At 61.2% G+C, this 19,872-nt stretch carries 12 protein-coding genes; 8 read left to right on the top strand and 4 right to left on the bottom strand.

The annotated features are described in order from the left end of the window. Window positions 1-9 precede the first annotated feature (9 nt). Window positions 10-1,677 carry a carboxylesterase family protein gene (locus Q1K29_RS14860; RefSeq protein WP_300395865.1) on the top strand — a complete coding sequence of 556 codons (1,668 nt, stop codon included), beginning with the start codon at window positions 10-12 and terminating at the stop codon, window positions 1,675-1,677. A gap of 6 nt (window positions 1,678-1,683) precedes the next feature. Here the strand turns inward: Q1K29_RS14860 and Q1K29_RS14855 are convergent, their stop codons facing one another. The 3 genes from Q1K29_RS14855 to Q1K29_RS14845 all read right to left on the bottom strand — a co-directional run bounded on the left by Q1K29_RS14855 (window position 1,684) and on the right by Q1K29_RS14845 (window position 6,634). Next, complete coding sequence (locus Q1K29_RS14855) at window positions 1,684-3,231, bottom strand: VCBS repeat-containing protein (protein WP_300395864.1); 1,548 nt, start codon at window positions 3,229-3,231, stop codon at window positions 1,684-1,686. Next, on the bottom strand, window positions 3,231-4,577 hold the full coding sequence (locus Q1K29_RS14850) for an MFS transporter (RefSeq protein WP_300395863.1): 1,347 nt from the start codon (window positions 4,575-4,577) through the stop codon (window positions 3,231-3,233). The genes Q1K29_RS14855 and Q1K29_RS14850 overlap by 1 nt, the downstream gene beginning before the upstream one ends. Before the next feature lie 293 nt (window positions 4,578-4,870). Next, window positions 4,871-6,634 carry a hypothetical protein gene (locus tag Q1K29_RS14845; RefSeq protein WP_300395862.1) on the bottom strand — a complete coding sequence of 588 codons (1,764 nt, stop codon included), beginning with the start codon at window positions 6,632-6,634 and terminating at the stop codon, window positions 4,871-4,873. Between the two features lie 276 nt (window positions 6,635-6,910). Here Q1K29_RS14845 and Q1K29_RS14840 point away from each other — a divergent pair, with 276 nt between their 5' ends. The 7 genes from Q1K29_RS14840 to Q1K29_RS14810 all read left to right on the top strand — a co-directional run bounded on the left by Q1K29_RS14840 (window position 6,911) and on the right by Q1K29_RS14810 (window position 18,538). Next, window positions 6,911-8,557 (top strand): hypothetical protein, encoded by a 1,647-nt coding sequence (locus Q1K29_RS14840; protein ID WP_300395861.1) that lies wholly within the window; start codon window positions 6,911-6,913, stop codon window positions 8,555-8,557. Window positions 8,558-8,710: 153 nt separating this feature from the next. Continuing rightward, on the top strand, window positions 8,711-9,904 hold the full coding sequence (locus Q1K29_RS14835) for a pyridoxal phosphate-dependent aminotransferase (protein WP_300395860.1): 1,194 nt from the start codon (window positions 8,711-8,713) through the stop codon (window positions 9,902-9,904). Continuing rightward, window positions 9,904-11,262 (top strand): APC family permease, encoded by a 1,359-nt coding sequence (locus Q1K29_RS14830; protein WP_300395859.1) that lies wholly within the window; start codon window positions 9,904-9,906, stop codon window positions 11,260-11,262. Before Q1K29_RS14835 ends, Q1K29_RS14830 begins: the two co-directional genes overlap by 1 nt. Window positions 11,263-11,476: 214 nt before the next feature. Further along, window positions 11,477-14,419 (top strand): TonB-dependent receptor, encoded by a 2,943-nt coding sequence (locus Q1K29_RS14825; RefSeq protein ID WP_300395858.1) that lies wholly within the window; start codon window positions 11,477-11,479, stop codon window positions 14,417-14,419. Window positions 14,420-14,484: 65 nt separating this feature from the next. Continuing rightward, window positions 14,485-15,987 (top strand): peptidase S10, encoded by a 1,503-nt coding sequence (locus Q1K29_RS14820; RefSeq protein ID WP_300395857.1) that lies wholly within the window; start codon window positions 14,485-14,487, stop codon window positions 15,985-15,987. An 11-nt stretch (window positions 15,988-15,998) separates the two neighbouring features. Beyond that, a complete protein-coding gene (locus Q1K29_RS14815) occupies window positions 15,999-16,952 on the top strand; it encodes an ornithine cyclodeaminase family protein (RefSeq protein ID WP_300395856.1) in 954 nt (317 codons plus the stop codon). After that, window positions 16,949-18,538 carry a septum formation initiator gene (locus Q1K29_RS14810; protein ID WP_300395855.1) on the top strand — a complete coding sequence of 530 codons (1,590 nt, stop codon included), beginning with the start codon at window positions 16,949-16,951 and terminating at the stop codon, window positions 18,536-18,538. The genes Q1K29_RS14815 and Q1K29_RS14810 overlap by 4 nt, the downstream gene beginning before the upstream one ends. Here Q1K29_RS14810 and Q1K29_RS14805 read toward each other — a convergent pair. Continuing rightward, the gene (locus Q1K29_RS14805; RefSeq protein ID WP_300395854.1) at window positions 18,535-19,797 is read right to left on the bottom strand and encodes an aminotransferase class V-fold PLP-dependent enzyme; all 1,263 of its coding nucleotides are present in this window, start codon (window positions 19,795-19,797) and stop codon (window positions 18,535-18,537) included. The genes Q1K29_RS14810 and Q1K29_RS14805 overlap by 4 nt on opposite strands. Window positions 19,798-19,872 lie beyond the last annotated feature (75 nt).

Below are 19,872 nucleotides of genomic sequence, written 5' to 3'. Positions count from 1 at the left end.
GGAGCCGACATGAAAAGATTGAACTCCACATTGCTCGCGGCCGGTCTGGCGACGTTCGCCCTGACAGCCTGTTCCAACGAGACCACGACAGCAGCGTCTGCAGTGCCATCGTCGGATGCGAGATCGGACGAACCGGTAACCAGCATCGATCAGGGGGCTCTGAAAGGTGTCAGAGAAGGTGAGGTCAATGTTTATCGCGGTATTCCGTTTGCCGCACCACCGGCGGGTGAGCTGCGCTGGAAGCCGCCCATGAAACCCGCCGACTGGGACGGTGTTCGCGATGCCAGCGCGTTCGGGCCAAGCTGCATGCAGCCGCCGGTGCCGCCGACAAGCGTCTATTACGATCCGCCAGAAGACTCTTCGGAAGACTGCCTTTCGCTGAACATCTGGGCACCGGCTGATGTGGAGGATGCCCCCGTGGTCGTCTGGATCCATGGCGGTTCGCTGCGCATCGGCGGGGCGGCGCAACCTGTCTATGATGGCACCGCCTATGCCGAGCGTGGCGTGGTCTTCGTCTCGATCAATTACCGGCTCGGCGTGCTTGGCTGGCTTGCCCATCCAGACCTGATGGCAGAGAGCCCGGACGGGCTGTCCGGTAATTACGGCTTGATGGACCAGATTGCGGCACTGGAATGGGTTGAGGACAATATCGACGCCTTTGGCGGCGATCCGTCGAATGTTACCGTCATGGGTGAATCTGCCGGCGCGCTCAGCGTGACCTACCTCCTGACAAGTCCGCCCGCTGAAGGCCTGTTCGACAAGGCGATCATCCAGTCGACAAACACGCGCAATTTCGCCGAGCTTGGGCAGGCAAGCTATGATCTGCCTGCAGCCGAGACGATCGGTGCGGAACTACTCGACACGCTGAATCTCGATACGCTCGAAGCTGCCCGCGCGGCTGATGCGCAGAATCTCACGACGCGCGCCACGCTAGCCGGATACGCACCATCGGGTACGGTGGACGGCAAATACGTTCCGCGCCAGCTCAACGAAGCGTTCGACGATGGCGACTTTGCCAAGGTGCCCGTACTCGCGGGCTTCAACAGCGGCGAGGCGCGGACCTACCGCATGCTGCTGCCGAAGAAGCCTGAGACAGCAGAAGCCTATGAAGCCGCGATACGTGCGCGCTATGGCGAACGAGCCGACGATTTCCTCGCGCTCTATCCTGCCGAGGACATGGTCGAATCCATGCTGGCAGTGAACCGGGACAATGTCTTCGGGTGGTCGACGGAACGCATCGTGCGCAGGGTCAGCGAAAGCGGCTTGTCAGCCTATCTTTATCTCTTCGATTATTGCTATCCAGAGATGGCGGAACGGAACCTGTGTGCCTTTCACGCCAGCGAAGTACCGTTCGTGTTCAGCACGGCCGAAAAATTAGAAACCTATCCTCCGGAATGGCCAAAGCCGCCTGTCGAGGAGGCTGACGTGCTGGCTGATGTGTTGGTGGACTACTGGGCCTCGTTTGCGGCAACCGGACAGCCGGTGAGCGAGAATGGCCCGGAATGGCGCCCCTACAGCGATGGCGAAGCCTATCTGCATATTGATGAGAGCCCGGAGCTTCGCCAAGACGTTTATCCCGGCATGTTTGAGTTTCACGAACAACTGTTTCAGGAGCACCGCGCGGCGGATGAGGGGTGGTTTCTGGGCGTCGGGCTCGGTGCGGAGCCGCTCGAATAGGCGCACTCAGTCGCTGGCCTTGTTGGGTGCCGTGAAGGTCATGGTGCTCTCATAATTGTCGCGCCAGTTTTCCGGCGGCAGGGGCAAGGCGCGGCTCTCGCTGGCCCGGGCGGGCGTGAAGGCTGGGAGTGGCTGCGCGGAGCGCACCTGTTCCAGCCAGATCACGCCATCATACTCCCCGCTGTTGCCCCGCGTGGTGACAAGGTCCATGTCCCCATCGCGATCCATATCGATTGGAATGAAGGCGTCATACATGCCGCGGACGCGCCGCGAGATGTCGTGCCGTGTCCATGTGGCCGTCGGATCTCCATGATTTTCGAACCAGGCGATCCGTCCAACGGTGGAGGATGCTGTTACGCCCGGCTCGTCGAAATCCCGCGATGCGCCGGAATAGCCGCCCTTCAGGACGTTCAGGCCCGAATAGCCCCCGGTGACGGCATCGAGATCACCATCGCCGTCGATATCCGCAACCGCAATACCGATGACTACGTCCGGAAGAACGTTGCCAATGCGATGGAATGTCCAGGGCGCGTCCAGGCTCTCGGGCTGTTTCAACCAGCCAAGCGAGCCCATAAGCGGCGAGCCCTCAAGAGCGGCTGGCGTCTCATAAACCGCGACGGCCATGTCCTTGCGCCCGTCTCCGTCAATGTCGGCGAAGTCTGTTTGGAAGCCACTTGATGAGCCTTGCCAGTCTTTCGGCGCTTCGAAGCCCGGTACGATGGCGATAGGATGGGGCGTTACCTCGATGCCGCCGTCGCGTGAGCCGGTGTTTTCCAGCACAGTCATAGTCTGGTGCAGGCGCGCGGCGGCGAGCACATCAAGATCGCCGTCACCATCAATGTCCACCGGCATGGCCGTGTTCGGGACGACCTCTCGTGAAAGTACCTGCTCGCGCCAGCTGGAAGCCTCCAGCGGGTCGCCATCAATCAGGAAGAGGGAGGTCGGTCTCGCGGCAGACGGCAGCGAAGGGTCGATGATATCAGCAGCGCCCTTGTTGGCGCCCAGCACGTCCAGGCGACCGTCGGCGTCAAGATCGGCTATGAACACGCGCAGCCAGGAGCCGCGCCCTTGCGTGATGGGAGGAATGAGACTCGACCAGGTAGCGGTTCGGGCCGCTTTGCCGGGGTTCTGGAAGTAGATGAGATGAGCCTCTTCGCAGGCTGCGACCAGATCGGGCCAGCCATCGCCATTGAGGTCGCCGACCGCAACATCCTCGATCGCTGCTACCTCGGCGCCTTCGCCGATCGTGATATTGATCCAGATGTCCGGATCATCCGTGCCGAAGGCGATGCGCAGATGATTTGAGTCCTCATGCACCGAGACGATATCGAGGAAGCCGTCCCGGTCGAGGTCGGCCATCTGCAGGCCATCAGCCCCGCGGATAGGCACGCTGTTGTTGATGCCTTCATCATCGATCCGGTGTTCTCGCCAGGAGATGAACTGCCCTGCCGGCGTCTGCGCCTGTGTAGGCGTATCGGCTACGCTCAGCTCAGTGGGCGCGTGCAGACAGCTGGCAATGGCCAGCGCTGCCGCAGATACACCTGCGCGCCGCATCAGGCTTGCCGCCGTGCGATGTCATCGCGGACCTTGTTCGCGGCCAGGATATAGTGAAGGACCGACCAGACCGCCGCGATAGTACCACAGATCATCATCGCCGTGCCGAGCGGAGCGTCGAGGCCGTTCCGGGTAAACGTATCGCTCATGAAGCCTACGATGACAGGACCGAGCCCGAGGCCAATCAGGTTCAGAACGAAGAACAGCACCGCAGAGGTCAGCGCGCGCATCCGCCCGCTGACGAGATTGTGCGAGACCGCGAGAACGGCGCCGAGATAGGCCGCCGACAGGAAGTGGAAGGGCGCCGTCAGGATCAGGGCGAAATAGACATCACCAGCAAGCAAGATCGCCAGCTGGACCGGAACAAGGAGAGCCGTCAGGATGGCCGGCACCCAGAGATACCAGCGCACATCCTTTGCGCCGAACTTGTCGGCCATCCAGCCGCCGCAGAAAGAGCCCAGCCCCCCGCCGAGCCCGGTGGTCAGAGCCATCCATGCGCCGATTGTGCCGAGGTCCAGCTCATAGGTGCGTAGAAAGTATGAGGGAAGCCAGTTGCCTATACCGTAGATTATGAAGGCCTGCAGGCTGGCAGCAAGGGCAATGTGGCGGAAGGAAATGCGTGTCCAGAGCAGGCGTGCAACGTCCTTGATCGGAGGGGCAGGTTCGGACGCCTTCTTGTCGCCTTCGGACCAGCCGCGAATTGGTTCGCGTACTGTGAACGTCAACAGCAAAGCCAAAGCGATACCGGGGACGCCAACAACAAAAAAAGCGAGGCGCCAGCTGAAGGCGTCGGCAAGAAAGCCCCCTAAAGCGAACCCGATCAAGATCCCGATATAGATCCCAATGGAATAGACGGATAGCGCCACCGCCCGGTTCTTCGGTTTGAAGATGTCGGAAATCATGGAGTGCGCCGGCGGGCTGCCTCCGGCTTCGCCGACGCCAACACCGATGCGCGCGAGAAGAAGATGAGCGTAGTTTCCCGCAAGCCCGCACATCGCGGTCATCACACTCCAAACTGTCAAGGAGATCGCGATTATGCTGCGCCGGTTTCCTCTGTCCGCCCACCGAGCGATCGGAATGCCGCAAATCACGTAGAACAGTGCGAAAGCGAAACCGGTCAGGAGTCCAAGCTGGGTGTCTGACAGGTCAAGCTCAGCCTTAATCGGCTCCTGCAGGATGACCAGGAGCTGGCGATCCACAAAGTTGAATACATAGACGACGGTCAGGACCATCAGGACGTAATAGCGATAGAGCGGTTTGGAATAGGGGGTACTGGCAGCGCCGCTTCCCTCTTCGGACGACGTCTTTCTGGCGGCGGGGACGCCGCCGGTCATGTCGGTGCTCATTTTTCCTCCCGTGGGCTTCAATGTCCCATTGGTTGCGTCACTTCGAAGAAGGGGCCGCGACCCGCTTCACTCCCGTGGCACGATATTCACTCAATGGAGAGTGAAGTCAACATATGCCGAGTGAACAGGGAGGTATTGTGAGTGCAACTGCGCCCTGGCCGACCTTTGGGCGGACAGTCACTGCCAAACGGTGGTGGCGCACGTAATCATGTACGGAGACCTCATCCAGCAGGTGCCTCAGGGAAGGCGCCCGGCGCCGCTTTCGTTCTCAAAAGCAGGATGACAGAGTCCCGTTAAAGACCGCACTGCTCCGAGGGAACTCCGGTACGGTTCCATTGCAGCCCTTTGGTCGGGAGGGTCCACGGCGTGTACGCCACAGTCATTCGCTCACCCTGCCGAATAATATTCAGCTTGATGCTGCTACCTGGGCGGTCATCTTCGGCGGCCTCCAGCGTTTCCGGGTTCTCTATGATGTCATATCGTTGCAGGTCAGCCTGGGCGGCCGGTGAGCCGGGGGTGACGGGACCGATACGGGTGCGACCCTCCTCGTCCGGATATGGTCTGAAGCCACGGGCAAAATTGCGCAGCTCTCTCTCTTCGCCCGAGAAGCAGGGGCCAAAGAGATCCATCGGCAGATCCAGCGGCTTGCCGGACATGATGGCGTCGAACTCTTCGCCACCGCTTTCGCCCAATGCGTCACTGACGATCTCCCGCCAGAAAGCGACTGCGTCATCGGCCGCATCACGTTCTTCAATGAAGCGGAAAATCAGGTCGTCGACACGTTTGGCGCCATTCGTGGCCTGCCGCATGCGATAGTCGAGCAGCGCGAAGTAGAGCGGGCCGCGATTATAGGGCACGAGTTGCGCGTTGGAGTCAGAGAAGAAGAGGCGGGTGACCTCCTCATTAGACAGGCCGCTCTGTGGGTTCGTGTAATAATTCAGGGCGTGCGCGTTGAAGTCCTCGATAAAGCTCTCAAGGGTCGTGAGACTCGCCCGATAGGGCAGCACGATGGTGTAGTAGGACGTCGCGCCTTCTGAATACCATTGCTGGCCACCGGCGCCGCCGCCTTCGCCATACCCGCCGACGAAGTGGTGGATGGCTTCATGCGCGAGCAGTGAGCGGACTTCTTTCGGATCGCGGTCTTCGCCTTCCACGGTTCCGAAGATGAAGGAGTTGTAGCCGCCGCCACCACCGCCCTGAAACCGCTCGGTCGTGCGCATGAAAACGCGGAATGCATCGACGTCCTGCCCGAAGAAGTCGACGAAATAGTCATAGGCCTCCTGGGTCCACTCGGCAGCCCCCTGAAGGTCGAACGCGGCGGGGGTCATCCAGTAGACGACGAACGCGCCTTCGCCATCCTCCGGCTGGCTCTTCAGCGGGCCAGCCATGAAGAAGGTGTTGTTGAGGTCCTGCTGGTCCACACGCGCGCGGGCCGGGCCGGGCCCAAGGCTCGATGCAGCGCGGGCGTTTTCCGGCATTTCGGAGAGGTCCCACTCAAGCTGAACATCGCGCGGCCAGTCATTCACGGGCAGGGCAAGCATCGTATTGCCGGACCCATAGACGCCCCACAGTTCCGTGCGCGTATCGATGAGAGGCCCGGGACGCGTACTCGCCGTGATCACGCGAGGCTCAATGGTGTAGTGAATTTCGACATCCCCCGCAGTGTCACGCTGAACGATCCAGCGCCGGTCCTGACGGAAGTTCGAGGGGTCTTCCGGGTCTTCCTCGATGGTCAGCGCAATGGGGCCGAGATCATCGCTCGCCGTCAGCGTCTGAGGGTCGGTGAGGGCGCTTGGCGCCATGACGCGGACAATCGCCATGGAGAGAAACGTATCGCCTGCTTTCAGCGCGGGGGCGGGCACCTCTATTCTCATGTCGAGTGATGACACCCGGTCGCTGTTTTCCAGCCTCGGCGCGATCTCGATACGCATCACTTCGCCTGCACTATCGATATGCTTTGCCTTCTCCGGTGCTGCGCAGGCGGTGAAAAAGAGCACTGCTGCCAAGGCGATGACGCCAATTGATGACCACTGGCCTGAGGGGAGCGGGTTATTCATTCTGTGCCTCGTGTTTCTTCATCTCAGGCTAAGCAGCGCTGGAGGATTATCTAGGCGCTTTGACTGTCTGTGCCGTCATTGCGGAAAGATCTATGCGCGCCTTCATCCTGTCAGGAATGGACCTTCCGGTAGCCCGAAGCCTTGGAAGGCTTATGCCGAAGCGCGCTATCTGGAAGGCAATCCATGCGCGCGGATAAAGAAACGGCTGGAGCTTCGAATAGCTCTTTCAGGTTCATAATGAGAGAAACTTCACAGCCGAAACCGGGGAGCGTTCACATGAGACGAGGGAAAGGTCAGAAAGTGGAAGCGAGGGGCTCAAACCTGCACATTCTCTTCAAGGTGGCAGTGCTGGCCTTACCCGGCCTACTCTACGTTTCCTGTCAGATGGCACCCACACCTGCATCGGAAACAACAACCCTGGCTCTTGTTGAAGCATCGACAGACCACCCCGAAGACTTTGGTTACACTGTGACCCTGAAACCGACCCTCGATGATGAGGGCGTCGTTGATGCGATCGAGGTGGGCTCGACGCTGACAGGCGGGCTGGCGGAAGGCGAAGACCGGCTGAAGCTGATGGCGCCGGTCGTCTATGTGAACGTCATGGGCATTGCCGACCGCATCACCGACCTGACGGTGAACGATGCGGAAGGCGCGATCCCCTTCACGACCGCCGAGGACGATCCCGTGCCAGGCGGCTATCCATACTTCCGACACTGGACCGCCACCCGTGATGTCCAGTTCCCTGTGGAGATCAGCTATCGCGCCCTGACCCAGCCGGAAGGCGGGCCGCGCGGCCCGGCCTTTGGCATCCGGCCATCCGCGGGCGGCATCAGTGGCGCTGGAGCGGGCTTCATGCTCGTGCCGTCCAATGCGGCGTCTGAGGCTTCTGTGATCGAGTGGGACCTTGCTGCCTTCGAAGGGCCATCGGTTGGCGTGACGACCTTTGGCGATGGTCGCGTGGTGGTCGATGGTGCACCGCCTGCCATCATGCAGGGCTGGTACCTGGCCGGGCCGGCCGAGCATTTCCCCGAAGACCTGTCAGAGGGTGCTTTCCATGCCTACTGGCTTGGCGATTTCCCCTTCGACGAGCGCGAGGGCATGGCCTTCACCGCCGAGATGTATGACTATTTCGAGGACTATTTCGACCATCTGGATCCGGCGCCCGAGTACCGGGTCTTCATGCGCCTGCTCGATACGCCTCCCTTCGGCGGCGGAACGGCGCTGGCGAATTCCTTCATGTTGTCACGCGGGCCGCAAACGCCCGAGGAAGATAACGATTATGCCGATATCCGCATGGTCTTCGTCCATGAGCTGTTGCACCAGTGGGTCGGTTCGGTCGAGGGCGGGTCGATTGACGAGAACTGGTTCTCAGAAGGCCTGACGACTTACTACCAGTATACGCTGCCGTTCAAAGCCGGAGAGATCTCTTTCGAACGCTATGTCGATGGCCTGAACCGGCTCAGCCGCAATTTCTATACGAATCCGGGCCGCGACTGGTCGATCAGCGAGATCAAGCAGGTCGGCTTCAATGACAACGATATCCGCCACGTTCCCTATCAGCGCGGAGCGCTCTATTTTGCCGATCTCGATGCGCGTATCCGTGAGGCGAGCGATGGCGAGCGGGACTTCCACGATTTCATGAGCGAGGTGTTCGTTGCCCGCGAAGCTGGCGAGATCGTGCTCACGCCGGACACGTGGCGGGATCTTGTAAGCGAAGAGACCGGCACGGACGAAACGGCGTTTCACAAGGCCCTTCATGTCGATGGCGACGTCTTCTTCCCGGCGTCAGACAGCTTCGGGCGTTGTGTGGAAGGTGTGCGCACAGAGATCGAGGAAGACGGCGAAATCTATCCGGCGATGCGTTGGGTCCCGGTCGAAAGCGTCGACCCGGACGCTTGCTTCACGACAGGAGCCAACGAGTAGGGCGATGCGGGGAAAGGGCTTCCGGCGCGCGCGCCGATTCAGAACATCTATGCGCGCAGGCAGGGTCGGCTTGAGGCCTTTGCATAAAAAATCTCGCAGCGGGACCTATTGTCCTCCTCGGCGAGATGTCCGGCGCGAGCCGGGCGTGTAGAAATGGGGTCAGGTCAAGTGGATGCACCGAGTTTCAAAACGGATGGGGAAAGCTGGATCAGCTATGCCCACTGGGTACGCGACGCGCTCGGCCTGATACGAAGTGGTACGCCCGGCAAGATCGGTCTGTTCGAAAGTTCGGTACCCGAGCCGACAGCCATGCTGGCGGAAACCGTCTCGCAAGCTTTTCGCAACGGCGTGCCGTCGAGCTATCAGAGCGTCTTCATGCGCAGCAATAGCGATCTCGTTTCGCGGCTTTCCGAGCGCTACAGCGTGCCGGTCCGCCATATCCATTGCACGACCGGCGCAACATCTGCGATTCAGCTGATCTATCCAGCCTTGCTCGAACGGGGAGATGATGTCCTCGTAGAGCGGCCGGGCTTCGACATATTCGCCAACTATGCAGGCGATGCCGGCATGAATGTCGGCTTCTTCGAACGCAAGGCGCCAGACTTCGGGCTGACGATGGAAGCCGTGCTGCAGCAGCTTGGCCCGGGCACGCGCATGGTTGTTATCTCCAACCTGCACAATCCGAGCGGAGCGCAGGTCAGCGAGGTAGAACTTGCCCGCCTCGCTGAAGCATTGAATGCGCGGGACATCTATCTGCTGGTGGATGAAGTCTATCGCGATTACCAGGAGGATGCGCCTGCGGGGCTCGATCTCGACCGCCATCCTAATGTCATCCGTATCGGCAGTCTGACAAAAATTTTCGGCATGAGCACGCTGCGCTGTGGCTGGATCTTTGCGGCGGGCGACACGATGAGCCGGCTCAAGGCGCATTGCGATCGGGTGGATTTTTCTGTCTCCAAGTTTTCCCATGCGGTGGCCGCCGAAGTACTGGCAAGGTCGGCGGACTATGACACCTGGCGGCAAGGCTACATGACCGCGGCGCGCCCGGTCGCGGAAGCGGCTCTCAGGGACATGGCCAGCCGCGACCTGATTGACATCTCCCTGCCCCTGGAAGGATGTATCTGCTTTCCGAAGATACGAGGGGTCGAGGATACGGTGGCTTTGTCACGCTGGTTGATTGCACGTCACGGCGTGGTCGTTGTGCCGGGTGAATGTTTCGGCATGGCCGGCCACGTCCGCATTGGCTATTCGCTGGAAGAAGCCGAACTCCGCAAGGCGTTCGAGCGGCTCGCTACCGGGCTTGGCGAGTATCAGGAAAAGCTCTCGGACAAACAGCGGATCGCCTGATGGCCAGGCAGCCTGAGACCGCGAGCGAGCTGAAACGCAGCGTCGGCGTCATGGGCGTCGTGTCGCTCGGTCTCGGAACCGCGATCGGTGTCTCGGTCTTTTCCATCCTCGCGCCAGCCACGGCCCTGGCCGGACCGGCGATGCTGGTTTCCATGCTGGTTGCGATGGTGCCGATGATCGTGTTCGGTTTTGTCTATGCCTTCATGGGCTCTGCGGCGCCGGTGACGGGGGCGTCGTTCGAATGGCCGCGCCGCTTCGTGCATCCCTTTCTCGGCTTCTTCATCAGCTGGCTCAGGATTGCGGGCAGCACCGCTGCGGTGATCGTGCTCACAATGGTCCTTGTGTCCTATCTCGGAACCGCCATAGACGTGCCGCTCAAGCCCACCATGCTGGGCATTCTCTTCTTCGTCCTGATTGTGAACCTGATCGGCGTTTCCGCGGCCACGGTCAGCCAGACGGTGATGCTGTTCATCCTGCTGGCAACCTGCGCGATCTTCACCTTTGGCAGCGTGCCAGCGATCTCCACGGAGAGCTTTACGCCTTTCGTTAGCCACGGCGTCATCGGAATCCTCGCGGCCGTGCCGCTGATGATCTCGCTCTTCCTCGGAATAGAGAGTGCGACCGAGGTGGGCGGAGAGGTAACGCGCCCCTCCCGGACGATCCCGCTCGGCATAAGTATTTCCGTGCTGCTGACCGCCGCAGTGTACTTCGGGGTGGCCTATGCGGCGATCGGCGTGCTCGGCGCCGACGGTCTTGCCGCCTCCGATGCGCCACTCCTTGATGCTGCGATTGTGTCGCTTGGCGAACCCGGACGGTGGCTTATCCTGATCTCCGCGACGGTTGCCATCGGCAGTTCGATCAATGCGACCTTCATCATCATGTCGCGCTTTCTCTATGCCATGGCGCGTGCTGGGATGCTGCCCGGATCGCTCGCGCATGTACATGAGAATAGCGGCGTGCCACGCCGGGCCGTGCTGGTTGCCTTCGTGCTCTGTTGTTTCGGCCTTTTCATGCCGAACAATCTGGTTTTCCTGTTTCTGGCCGTGAACATTCCCACCATTCTCAAATACGCCGCGACCTGCCTGTCATCGATCATGCTGTTGCGGCGGGAGCCTGAGCTCTACGAGACATCCGCTTTCAGGCCTTCCCGAAGCGTACTCATGGGTTTTGCCGGAGCGGGTATCGTGCTTGGCGCGGCGATCATTGTTCTTGGATGGTCGGCGGACTGGCGTCCCTATGCGCTGCTGGCAGGCTGGGCCCTCGTCGGCTGCATTTACTATGCGGTCCTCACTAGGTCTGGCGGCGCGCGTCCGACCCTGCACGGGGCGGCTGGCTCCGGGACCGGGCGTACGGAATAAATATTCCCGAAGCAGGGCGTGGGGAATAGTTGTTGCCGAAGCCACCGGACTGTTCCCGCAAATAGTATAAAAAATCCGTTATGCGCTTCCTAGCGTTCTGATGGTCAGGGAAGATCGCGGGTCCTTCAAGAAAAGAATCCGCCACGTCAAATCTTGGAAGGGGTATGAAATGAAGGGTGAGGCAATTCTTAAGGGCTTGCTTGGCGGATGTGCCATGACTGCGCTCGTGCCGAACATCGTGGGTCTGGCGGCAACCGCCCAGGGACAGGGTGAGGAACCGGTCACACTCAACGAGGACAATGGTGAAGACGAGACAGCAACGATGGAATCAGTCGTTGTTACCGGCTCGCGTATCCGCCGCGAGGTCGCCTCGACCCCGGCGCCCGTGACCACCTATGGCGCGCAGAACTTCGAGGACCGTGGTCTCATCAGTGCCGCGGATGCGCTGAATGATATCACCTCCCTGCGCCCGCAGTTCAATCAGGCGGCAGGCGATGGCACTTCCAGTGGCTCGGGCCAGCAATTCCCGGAGCTCTTCGGTCTTGGTACCGGTCGTACGCTGACGCTGGTCAATGGCCGGCGTTTCGTAACGACGTCAAGCGGTCTCGGCGATGCCCAGGTGGACGCCAACATCATTCCGACCGGCCTGATCGAGCGGATTGAAGTTGTTCAGGCAGGCGGCGCGGCCGTATACGGTTCCGACGCGATTGCCGGTGTTGTCAACTATGTCCTGAAGGATGACTTCGAGGGACTGGAACTCGATGCACAGGTTGGCAATGCAGAGAACGGGAATTACCCGACCCATGCGCTTCGTCTGACGGCAGGCAAGAATTTTGACAATGATCGCGGCAATGTTTCGGTGAACCTGGAAACGTCCAGTACACCGCTGGCGCGCTTCTCAGAGTTCGAGACGTCCAACCGGTCGCGCATTACCCAAAGCAACCCGGCTGATACAGGTCCCGACGATGGTATCCCGTCAGTCCAGGAAGTGATGCCAGCCTATTTCTGGAACTTTAACGGCAATGGGGTGGTTTTCAGCGCGCCGGCTCCGCCGCCGCCTTTCCTCACAGGGCTTCAGTTCGCGCCGGACGGCTCAGTTGTGCCTTACAATCCCGGAAACATCCTCGGCATTCCGTTCGCAGAGGGTGGCCAAGGGACGCGTTACAGCGATCTGGCGGGGCTGCGCACAGGCGTGGACCGCTACACCGGCAATGTGCTGGCGCACTATGACATAAGCCCAAATCTGCGCCTCAACGCCGAATTGCTCTATGCCAAGACGGAAGCGGAAAGTGTCCCGCAGGGGACTGCCCGCACCGTTCTGAACCAGACCGACCCAGCGCTTGGCGCGATCATGTTCACGGCCAACAACCCTTATCTGAGCCAGGATGCGATCGACGCGTTGAGCGCGGCCAATCCTGGCTTCGCCTTTGGGGCGCCGCTCTGGCTGTCACGTCATTTCTATGATGATCTCTTCCCCAGCAACGTGCAGACCAACGATACCAAGACGATGCGGGCGATGCTCGGCCTTGAAGGGGATTTCAATGCCAGCGGACGCAACTTCTACTGGACGGTCTCTGGTAGCTACGGCCAGGTCGATGGCGAAGAAAGACGCTGGGGCGCGAACACGACACTTTTCAATCAGGCGCTGAACGCCGTTCGGGACGGTGACGGTAACATCGTTTGTGCCATCAATGCCGACGCCGATCCGTCGAATGACGACCCATCCTGCGCGCCGCTTAATCCCTTCGGGGCGGGCAATATCAGTCAGGCAGCGACCGACTACGTTTCGGTTCCCATTGGCAGCAGCTATGAGAACGAGCAGATCGATTTTCTGGCGACGATCGGGACCGAACTTTTCGAGCTTCCGGCAGGTGCGGTGGACGCGGTCTTTGCCTATGAGCATCGCCGCGAGGAAGCGAGCTTCACACCGCTTCGGGCAAACCAGCTTGGCCTGACCGGCACGGGTACGCAGGAAGTGGCGACGTCGGGCGATTACAACACGAACGAACTCTCGGTCGAACTTCTCGTGCCTGTGGTCGGCGGCGACTTCACTCTCCCGCTGGTGCAGAAGCTCGAGTTCGATGGCACCTATCGTTATGTCGACAACTCCATCGCGGGTGAAGAGTCGGTCTGGAGCCTCGGCACGCGCTGGGAGCCCATGGACGGGGTAACGGTTCGCGCCACCCGCAGCCGCAACTTCCGCGCACCGACGCTGACCCAGCTCTTCGCACCGACCACGGTCGTTGTGACAAATGCCGGTCTCGATCCGTGCGATGCCGACCGTATCAATGCAGGGCCTAACCCGGATGTCCGGCGCAGCAATTGTGAAGCTGAATGGGCGGCCAATCCACAATATGGCGATCTCGCAACTTTCCAGGATCCGGCGGAAAACTTCTCCATCACCGAGGTCACGACCGGCGGTAATCCGGAGCTCGAAAACGAGATCTCGAACACAACGACCTATGGCATCGTGGTCGACCGTCTCTTCGTCCCGGGTCTGACCTTCTCGGCAGACCGGATCGAGATTGACCTGGAAGATGGCCTGTCCGCCTTCACCAACGGCGACTTCATGGCCGCCTGCTATGACAGCTCGCCCCAGTCAGCCGATGTGTGTTCGGCTTTCACCCGCCTTCAGGCTGCCGACGGCTCCAATCCGCCCGGCACGGTGGTGACCGGACGCCAGACGACGTTCAATGCCGGTGAGATCATCTACCGGGGTGAGGTCTACTATCTGAACTATGCGTTCGACACGTCGGTCGGCGACATCTCCCTTGGACTGGAAGCCACGCACACGTCGGAACTCTCGACCTCTGTGACCGGCACCACCTTCAACCGGACCGACAACACGGTTGACCAGCCTGACTGGGCTGGCCGGTTCGATGCGGTCTACTCGACGGGGCCGCTGCGCCTGACCTATCAGCTGGATTACCTCGACAGCGTGAAAGCTGAGGAGGGCGCGACGATCGAGAACACGCCGCTTCCGGTCATCGACTCCAACATCACCCACTCGATTTCAGCGCTCTATTCCTTTGAGAATGGCGTAACCCTTCGGGCAGGTGTCACCAACCTGACTGATGAAGAGCCCTCCTATCCGACGCTCGCCCATGGCGATATTCTGGGGCGGCGTTACTTTGCCGGCATGAACATCCGCTTCTGATGCGGACAAGGCTGGTATTGAAGTTGAGAAATGGGCCCAGTCGGGCCGGGCTGCGGAGGACCAATATGGCGACCAGAACGATTGCCTGTCTGGCCACCGCAGCCATTCTCTCATCTTGCGCAAGTCTGGACGCGACCCCGGAGCCTTCGTCTCCGGAGGTGGCTATGGAGGAAGCGCTGGAGCGCTCTGTCCAGCGCGAGGGCATCTTTGGCGGTGAGCCCATCTCTTACACGGCGGCTGTGGAGGAGCTCGACCTGCCGGCCCGGGATGAACGCCCTGCGGCGAACCTGGTGTCGTTTTCCTATGTCGCGGACAGCCCGACAGCGGGGGCTGAGCGGCCGGTTCTCTTCGTCTTCAATGGTGGGCCGATTTCCGCATCGCTCTGGCTGCACATCGGCGCGGTCGGCCCGAAGCGGGTATCGGCGCCTTATGATCTTTCGGCACCGGTTGATGAATTCGAACTCGTCGATAATCCGCACGCGCCTCTCGATGTTGCAGACCTTGTCTTCTTCGACCCGGCCTCGACGGGGTTCAGCACGGTGGCTGAGGGAGGCGACCCGACGGCCTTCTTTTCGATAGAAGCGGATGCGGCGCAGTTCGTCGATTTCATCGAGGCTTGGCTTGAACGTCATGATCGCGAGGGCGCGCCCATCTACATCCTCGGCGAAAGCTACGGGACGATGCGGGCGGCGGAAGCAGCTGGACAGCTTGCCGAGCCGGGTGGCCCGCCGCCAGCCGATGGGGTCTTCCTCATGGGGCAGGCCGTCAACATCATCGAATACGCCCAGCGGCGACAGAACATCATCAGCTATGTCGTCTCCCTGCCGACGCTTGCCGCAATGGGGTGGGAGCAGGACCGGGTCGTGCGCAAAGGCCGGAGCTTCGAGACGTTCATCGCCGATGCCACCGCATTCGGGGAGACGGATTATCTGACAGCGCTCTTCCAGGGTAACCGGCTGGAGGGTGATGAGCTTCGGCGCATCGCGGACAAGCTGGAAGAATATACCGGTATTCCTGCTGCGTATTACGTCGAGAACCGCCTGCGCATCAGCAAGGAACAGTATCGCCGCGAATTGCTGAAGGCGGAGAGCAAGGTGCTCGGCCGCAGCGACGGCCGCTATGTCGGCGGTGATCCGCAGAGCGACGCTTCGGGCGTCGTGACGCAGGCCTACCTCACCTCCTTCACGCGCTATGTTTCCGAGGTTTTCGATCTGGAAATCGATGAGAGCTACCGGACGCTTGCGGAGGTCGGCGGGCTGAATGCCTGGGGATGGGGCGAGGCCTCGCCTTTCGGCCATTTCGATTACAGCGTCCGGCTCGAGAAAGCGTTCGAGGCCAACCCGGATTTCCGCCTGCTGGTCGGCAACGGGTATCACGACACGATGACGACGGTGGGGGCTGCGGACTATCTCGTCGCGCAGGCCGACTGGCCGATGGATCGCGTCCGCCTGTCCTACTATCAGGGTGGCCATATGGCCTATTCGAGCGACGAGTCGGCGGAAGCGTTCGGACAGGACATCCGTGACTGGATCGCCGGCGGTGAAGACTGGGCCAACGGGGGCGAGTAGCGAGACCCGGGATGATCTTCATCGACGCCGCCCGTGTTCACGAGTTGCTCTCCTATGGTGAGTGCATCCCGGTCATGCGGGACGCCATGGCAAGGCTCTCGGCTGGAGAGACCGAACAGATGCTTCGCCAGATCCTGCCGCTGGATCAGGGCCGCATGTTTGGCGTCATGGCCGGTACGATGGGGCCGGGCGGGGCATGGGGATCAAAGCTCGTCAGTGTCACGCCCGAACGCAGCGATCCCTCCATTCCGTCCCATCAGGGCGTCGTCATCCTCTTCGACCCGGAGACGGGCGCACCGGCCTGTCAGGTCGAGGCCGGGGCCGTGACAGCGATCCGCACCGCAAGCGCGAGCGCCATGGCAACCGATGTACTGGCCCGCGGAGATGCCCGCGAACTCGCGATCCTCGGGACGGGCGAGCAGGCCCACCACCATGCGCTTGCCATGCTCGAGGTGCGGACGATCAGCGAGATCCGCATCTGGGGGCGCACGGCGGCAAAAGTCGAAGCGCTCTGCCAGGCCCTCTCGCAGGAGACCGGCACTCCGGTGAACGCCTGCTCATCGGTCGAAGACGCCGTGTCTGGAGCCGATATCATCTGTACGGTCACCGCCGCGAGGGACCCGATCCTCCCGGTGTCATGCGTGAAGCCGGGCGCCCACATCAATCTTGTCGGATCAAGCTTTGACGGCCCACGCGAGATCAATGACGATCTCGTTGAGGCCAGCCGCTTCTTCGCCGATTCCAGCGCTTCAGTCAGGGCGCAAGGAGCAGAGTTCCGCCACGCGCTGAAAGCTGGCGCTGTCGATGAGACCCATCTTATCGGGGAAATTGGCGAGGTCATTCTCGGCAAGATTGCCGGCCGTCTCCGCGCAGACGACGTTACCATCTACAATTCGCTCGGGCATATCATCCAGGATATCGCCGCTGCGGCATTCATATTCGAAAAGGCGAGGGCAGGGACATGAGGACATTGAAGCGGCTGCAAAGTGGCGGCGCGTTTGCGCTGGGCCTGGCGTTGTTAACGGGGTGTGCCAGTGCGCAGGAATATGACCTCGCGACTTCCTCGCCGCTCGAGCAGACGTCTGAGGCCAGCGCCGATACGATGATGCCCGCGCCAGATGTTGACCCGGCCTACAGGGCGGTCACGCGCCATGAGATGGTCGCGAATGGCGAGCGCATCACCTATGATGCGATTGCCGGTGAGACGCTGCTCACCGACCTCAATGGCGATCCGACCGCGCGGATATTCTCCTTCACCTACAAGCGGACCGACGTGGACGATCCGAACCGGCCTGTCCTCTTCATTTTCAATGGTGGCCCCGGCTCTGCATCGCTCTGGATTCACATGGGCGCGATCGGGCCCCGGCGCGTCGTTCTCGATGCGGAAGTGAACCCTTCCAACGTTCCGCCCTTCGGGCTCGAGTCCAATCCCGACAGCGTTCTCGACGTCGCCGATCTCGTCTTTATCGACCCGGTCGGAACCGGATTTAGCCGCCCGGCGGATGGTGTCGATCCAAAGCGTTTCTGGGGCGTCGATGAGGATGCAGAGTCGGTGGCACAGTTCATTGAGCTTTGGCTCAGCGAGCATGGGCGGTGGAACTCGCCGAAATACGTGCTCGGTGAAAGCTACGGCACGATGCGCGCTGCCGTCCTGCCGCGCGCCCTCATGGGCAGCCCGATCTATAACGGTGTCATGCGCGGCATTACGCTGGACGGCATTATCCTGCTTGGAACGACGCTTGGGGGCCGCGGCGGTGAAGGCGAGCCTTCTGCAGAAGAGACAGCGGCCCAGCAGGCACGCACGCTTCCCGGGCTTGCGGTGACAGCGGCCTTTCACGGCAAAGCCTCCACGGCATCGACGGCCCCGGACACCATTTATGGCGAGGCGGAAGCCTATGCGCGCGGCCCTTACAAGGCGGCCTTGTTCAAACTCCAGAACGGGACGCTGGGCGAGGCCGAGCGTCAGGCGGTGATGGCTGAGCTGACGCGTTTTACAGGGCTTGATGCCAGCGAGATCGGCGAGGACCTCCACATCGGTGAGCGGGAGTTCGCCAAACTCGTATTGAAGGATCAGGGCCTTGAAGCAGGCATGTATGACAGCCGCTATACCCTGCCGCTGGCCAATACTGGTAATGACCCTGTGGCCGATGACCCGGCCATGGGGCGCTATGTGCCAGGTTTTGTCACCGCCTTTAACCAGATGCTGCGCGACGACCTCGACGTGGAAATTGCCCGGCCTTATCGCGCGATCTACTGGAAGGATCTGCTGCAGAACTGGAACTGGCAGCGCCGCGGTGTGGCGCCGGGCCAGAGCTTTGCGGTCGATCTCGCCTGGTCGATGCGGCGCAACCCGGACCTCCGGCTCTTCGTGGCGTCCGGTCTCTATGACCTGGTGACAACCCCGGCGGAAGCCTATGCACAGATTGCGGACTCGGGCGTCCCGCAGGATCGGGTGCGCTTCGAGGATTATCCATCCGGCCACATGCTCTATCTTGGCGGAACGGCCGAAGCGTTTGCCGATGATCTGCGGGAGTTCCTGACCGCTGGTTAGGCAGTACCGACGGCTTCGAGGAAGGCGTCGATATCGTCGGTCGTGTTGAACACGGAAACGGTCGGGCGGAAGCGATTGCGCGAGAGAGTTGTGACGATGCCGCGTTCCTTCATGGCGGGCGCGAGCCGTTTGTAGGCGTCTTCATAGAGCGCGGTGACGATCGGCGTGCGGGCATCCTCCGGCGTCATCAAGGTGAAGCCCTGAGAGCGAAGCCCCTGCTTCAAACGCGCCGTCAGCGTTTGCGCATGCGCCTGTATGGTCTCGACCCCGAGGTCAAGAATGTAGTCGAGCGAGGCATTGAGCTGGGCGATGACGGTGTGCGAATGCGTGCCCAGCGCGAACCAGCCTGATGCAGTGTCGGCAAATTCGTACTCCACCAGGTCCTCGCCCGGGGCATCGAAGGGATACATGTGCGTCGAGAACTGGCTGATGCCGTAATAGCCGTAATTGGTGCGGGTGAGATGCTCCATCGCGCCCTTGCGGACATAAAGGAAGCCGAGCCCGAAATCCCCCATCAGCCATTTGTAGCTGGCGCAGGCAGCGAAATCGACGCCGCTGGCGTGAAGGTCGACAGGAACGCAGCCGGCTGCGTGAATGATGTCGGCATAGACGAGGGCGCCGCGTGAGTGGGCAAGGTCGCAGACCGCTTTCAGATCGTGTTCGAAACCGTTGATCGTCGAGACGAGAGACAGCGAGACGAGCTTCGTGCCTGGCGTTATCGCGCGGTCCATGTCCTCCACTGAGATACGGCCATCGCGCGCCTCGACCCAGGCGACCTCGCAGCCCTGACGCTCAAGCTCTCCATAAAGCGGGAAGGATCCGAAAAAGTGCAACGTGTCGGTCACGACCTTTGCGCCTCTTTCGGGCAGGCCGAGGGAGCGCACGATCATCTGTTCGCCAGCGGTGGTGCTCTGGACCCAGGTGATTTCTTCCGGGTCGGCGTTGACGAGCCGCGCGAACTTTTCGATCGCAGCATCGCTGTTCAGCTCATATCCGTCATCCGGGGCATGCGTTTCGCGGTGGCGCAAATACGCATCCACTGATGCGCGCGCCTGCTTGCTGAAAGGGTGCTGTGATCCGGCATTCAGGTAGACCGTTTCGCCGAGCGAAAAGCTTGCCCGGTCGGGCAGGGCCGCCGGGACAGCTGCCGGCTGGCTCTCGACGGTCTGGGCAACGGCCTCACCCGTTGACCGACAGGCAGCCGGGCCCGCAAAGGCGGCGGCAGTCAGCGTGAGGGCTTCGCGGCGGGTCAGCGTCATGGTCGGCTCCTGAAGATCAGCGTCCATTCAACCCTAGTGACCTGCGGCGGCCAATCGTTTTCGAAGTTTGCCAAT

Origin of the sequence: Henriciella sp. (genome assembly GCF_029937755.1) — a bacterium.
GTDB lineage: Bacteria > Pseudomonadota > Alphaproteobacteria > Caulobacterales > Hyphomonadaceae > Henriciella.
The sequence above is the reverse complement of the archived record's forward strand: the minus strand, read 5'-3'. Positions and strand labels throughout refer to the sequence as shown.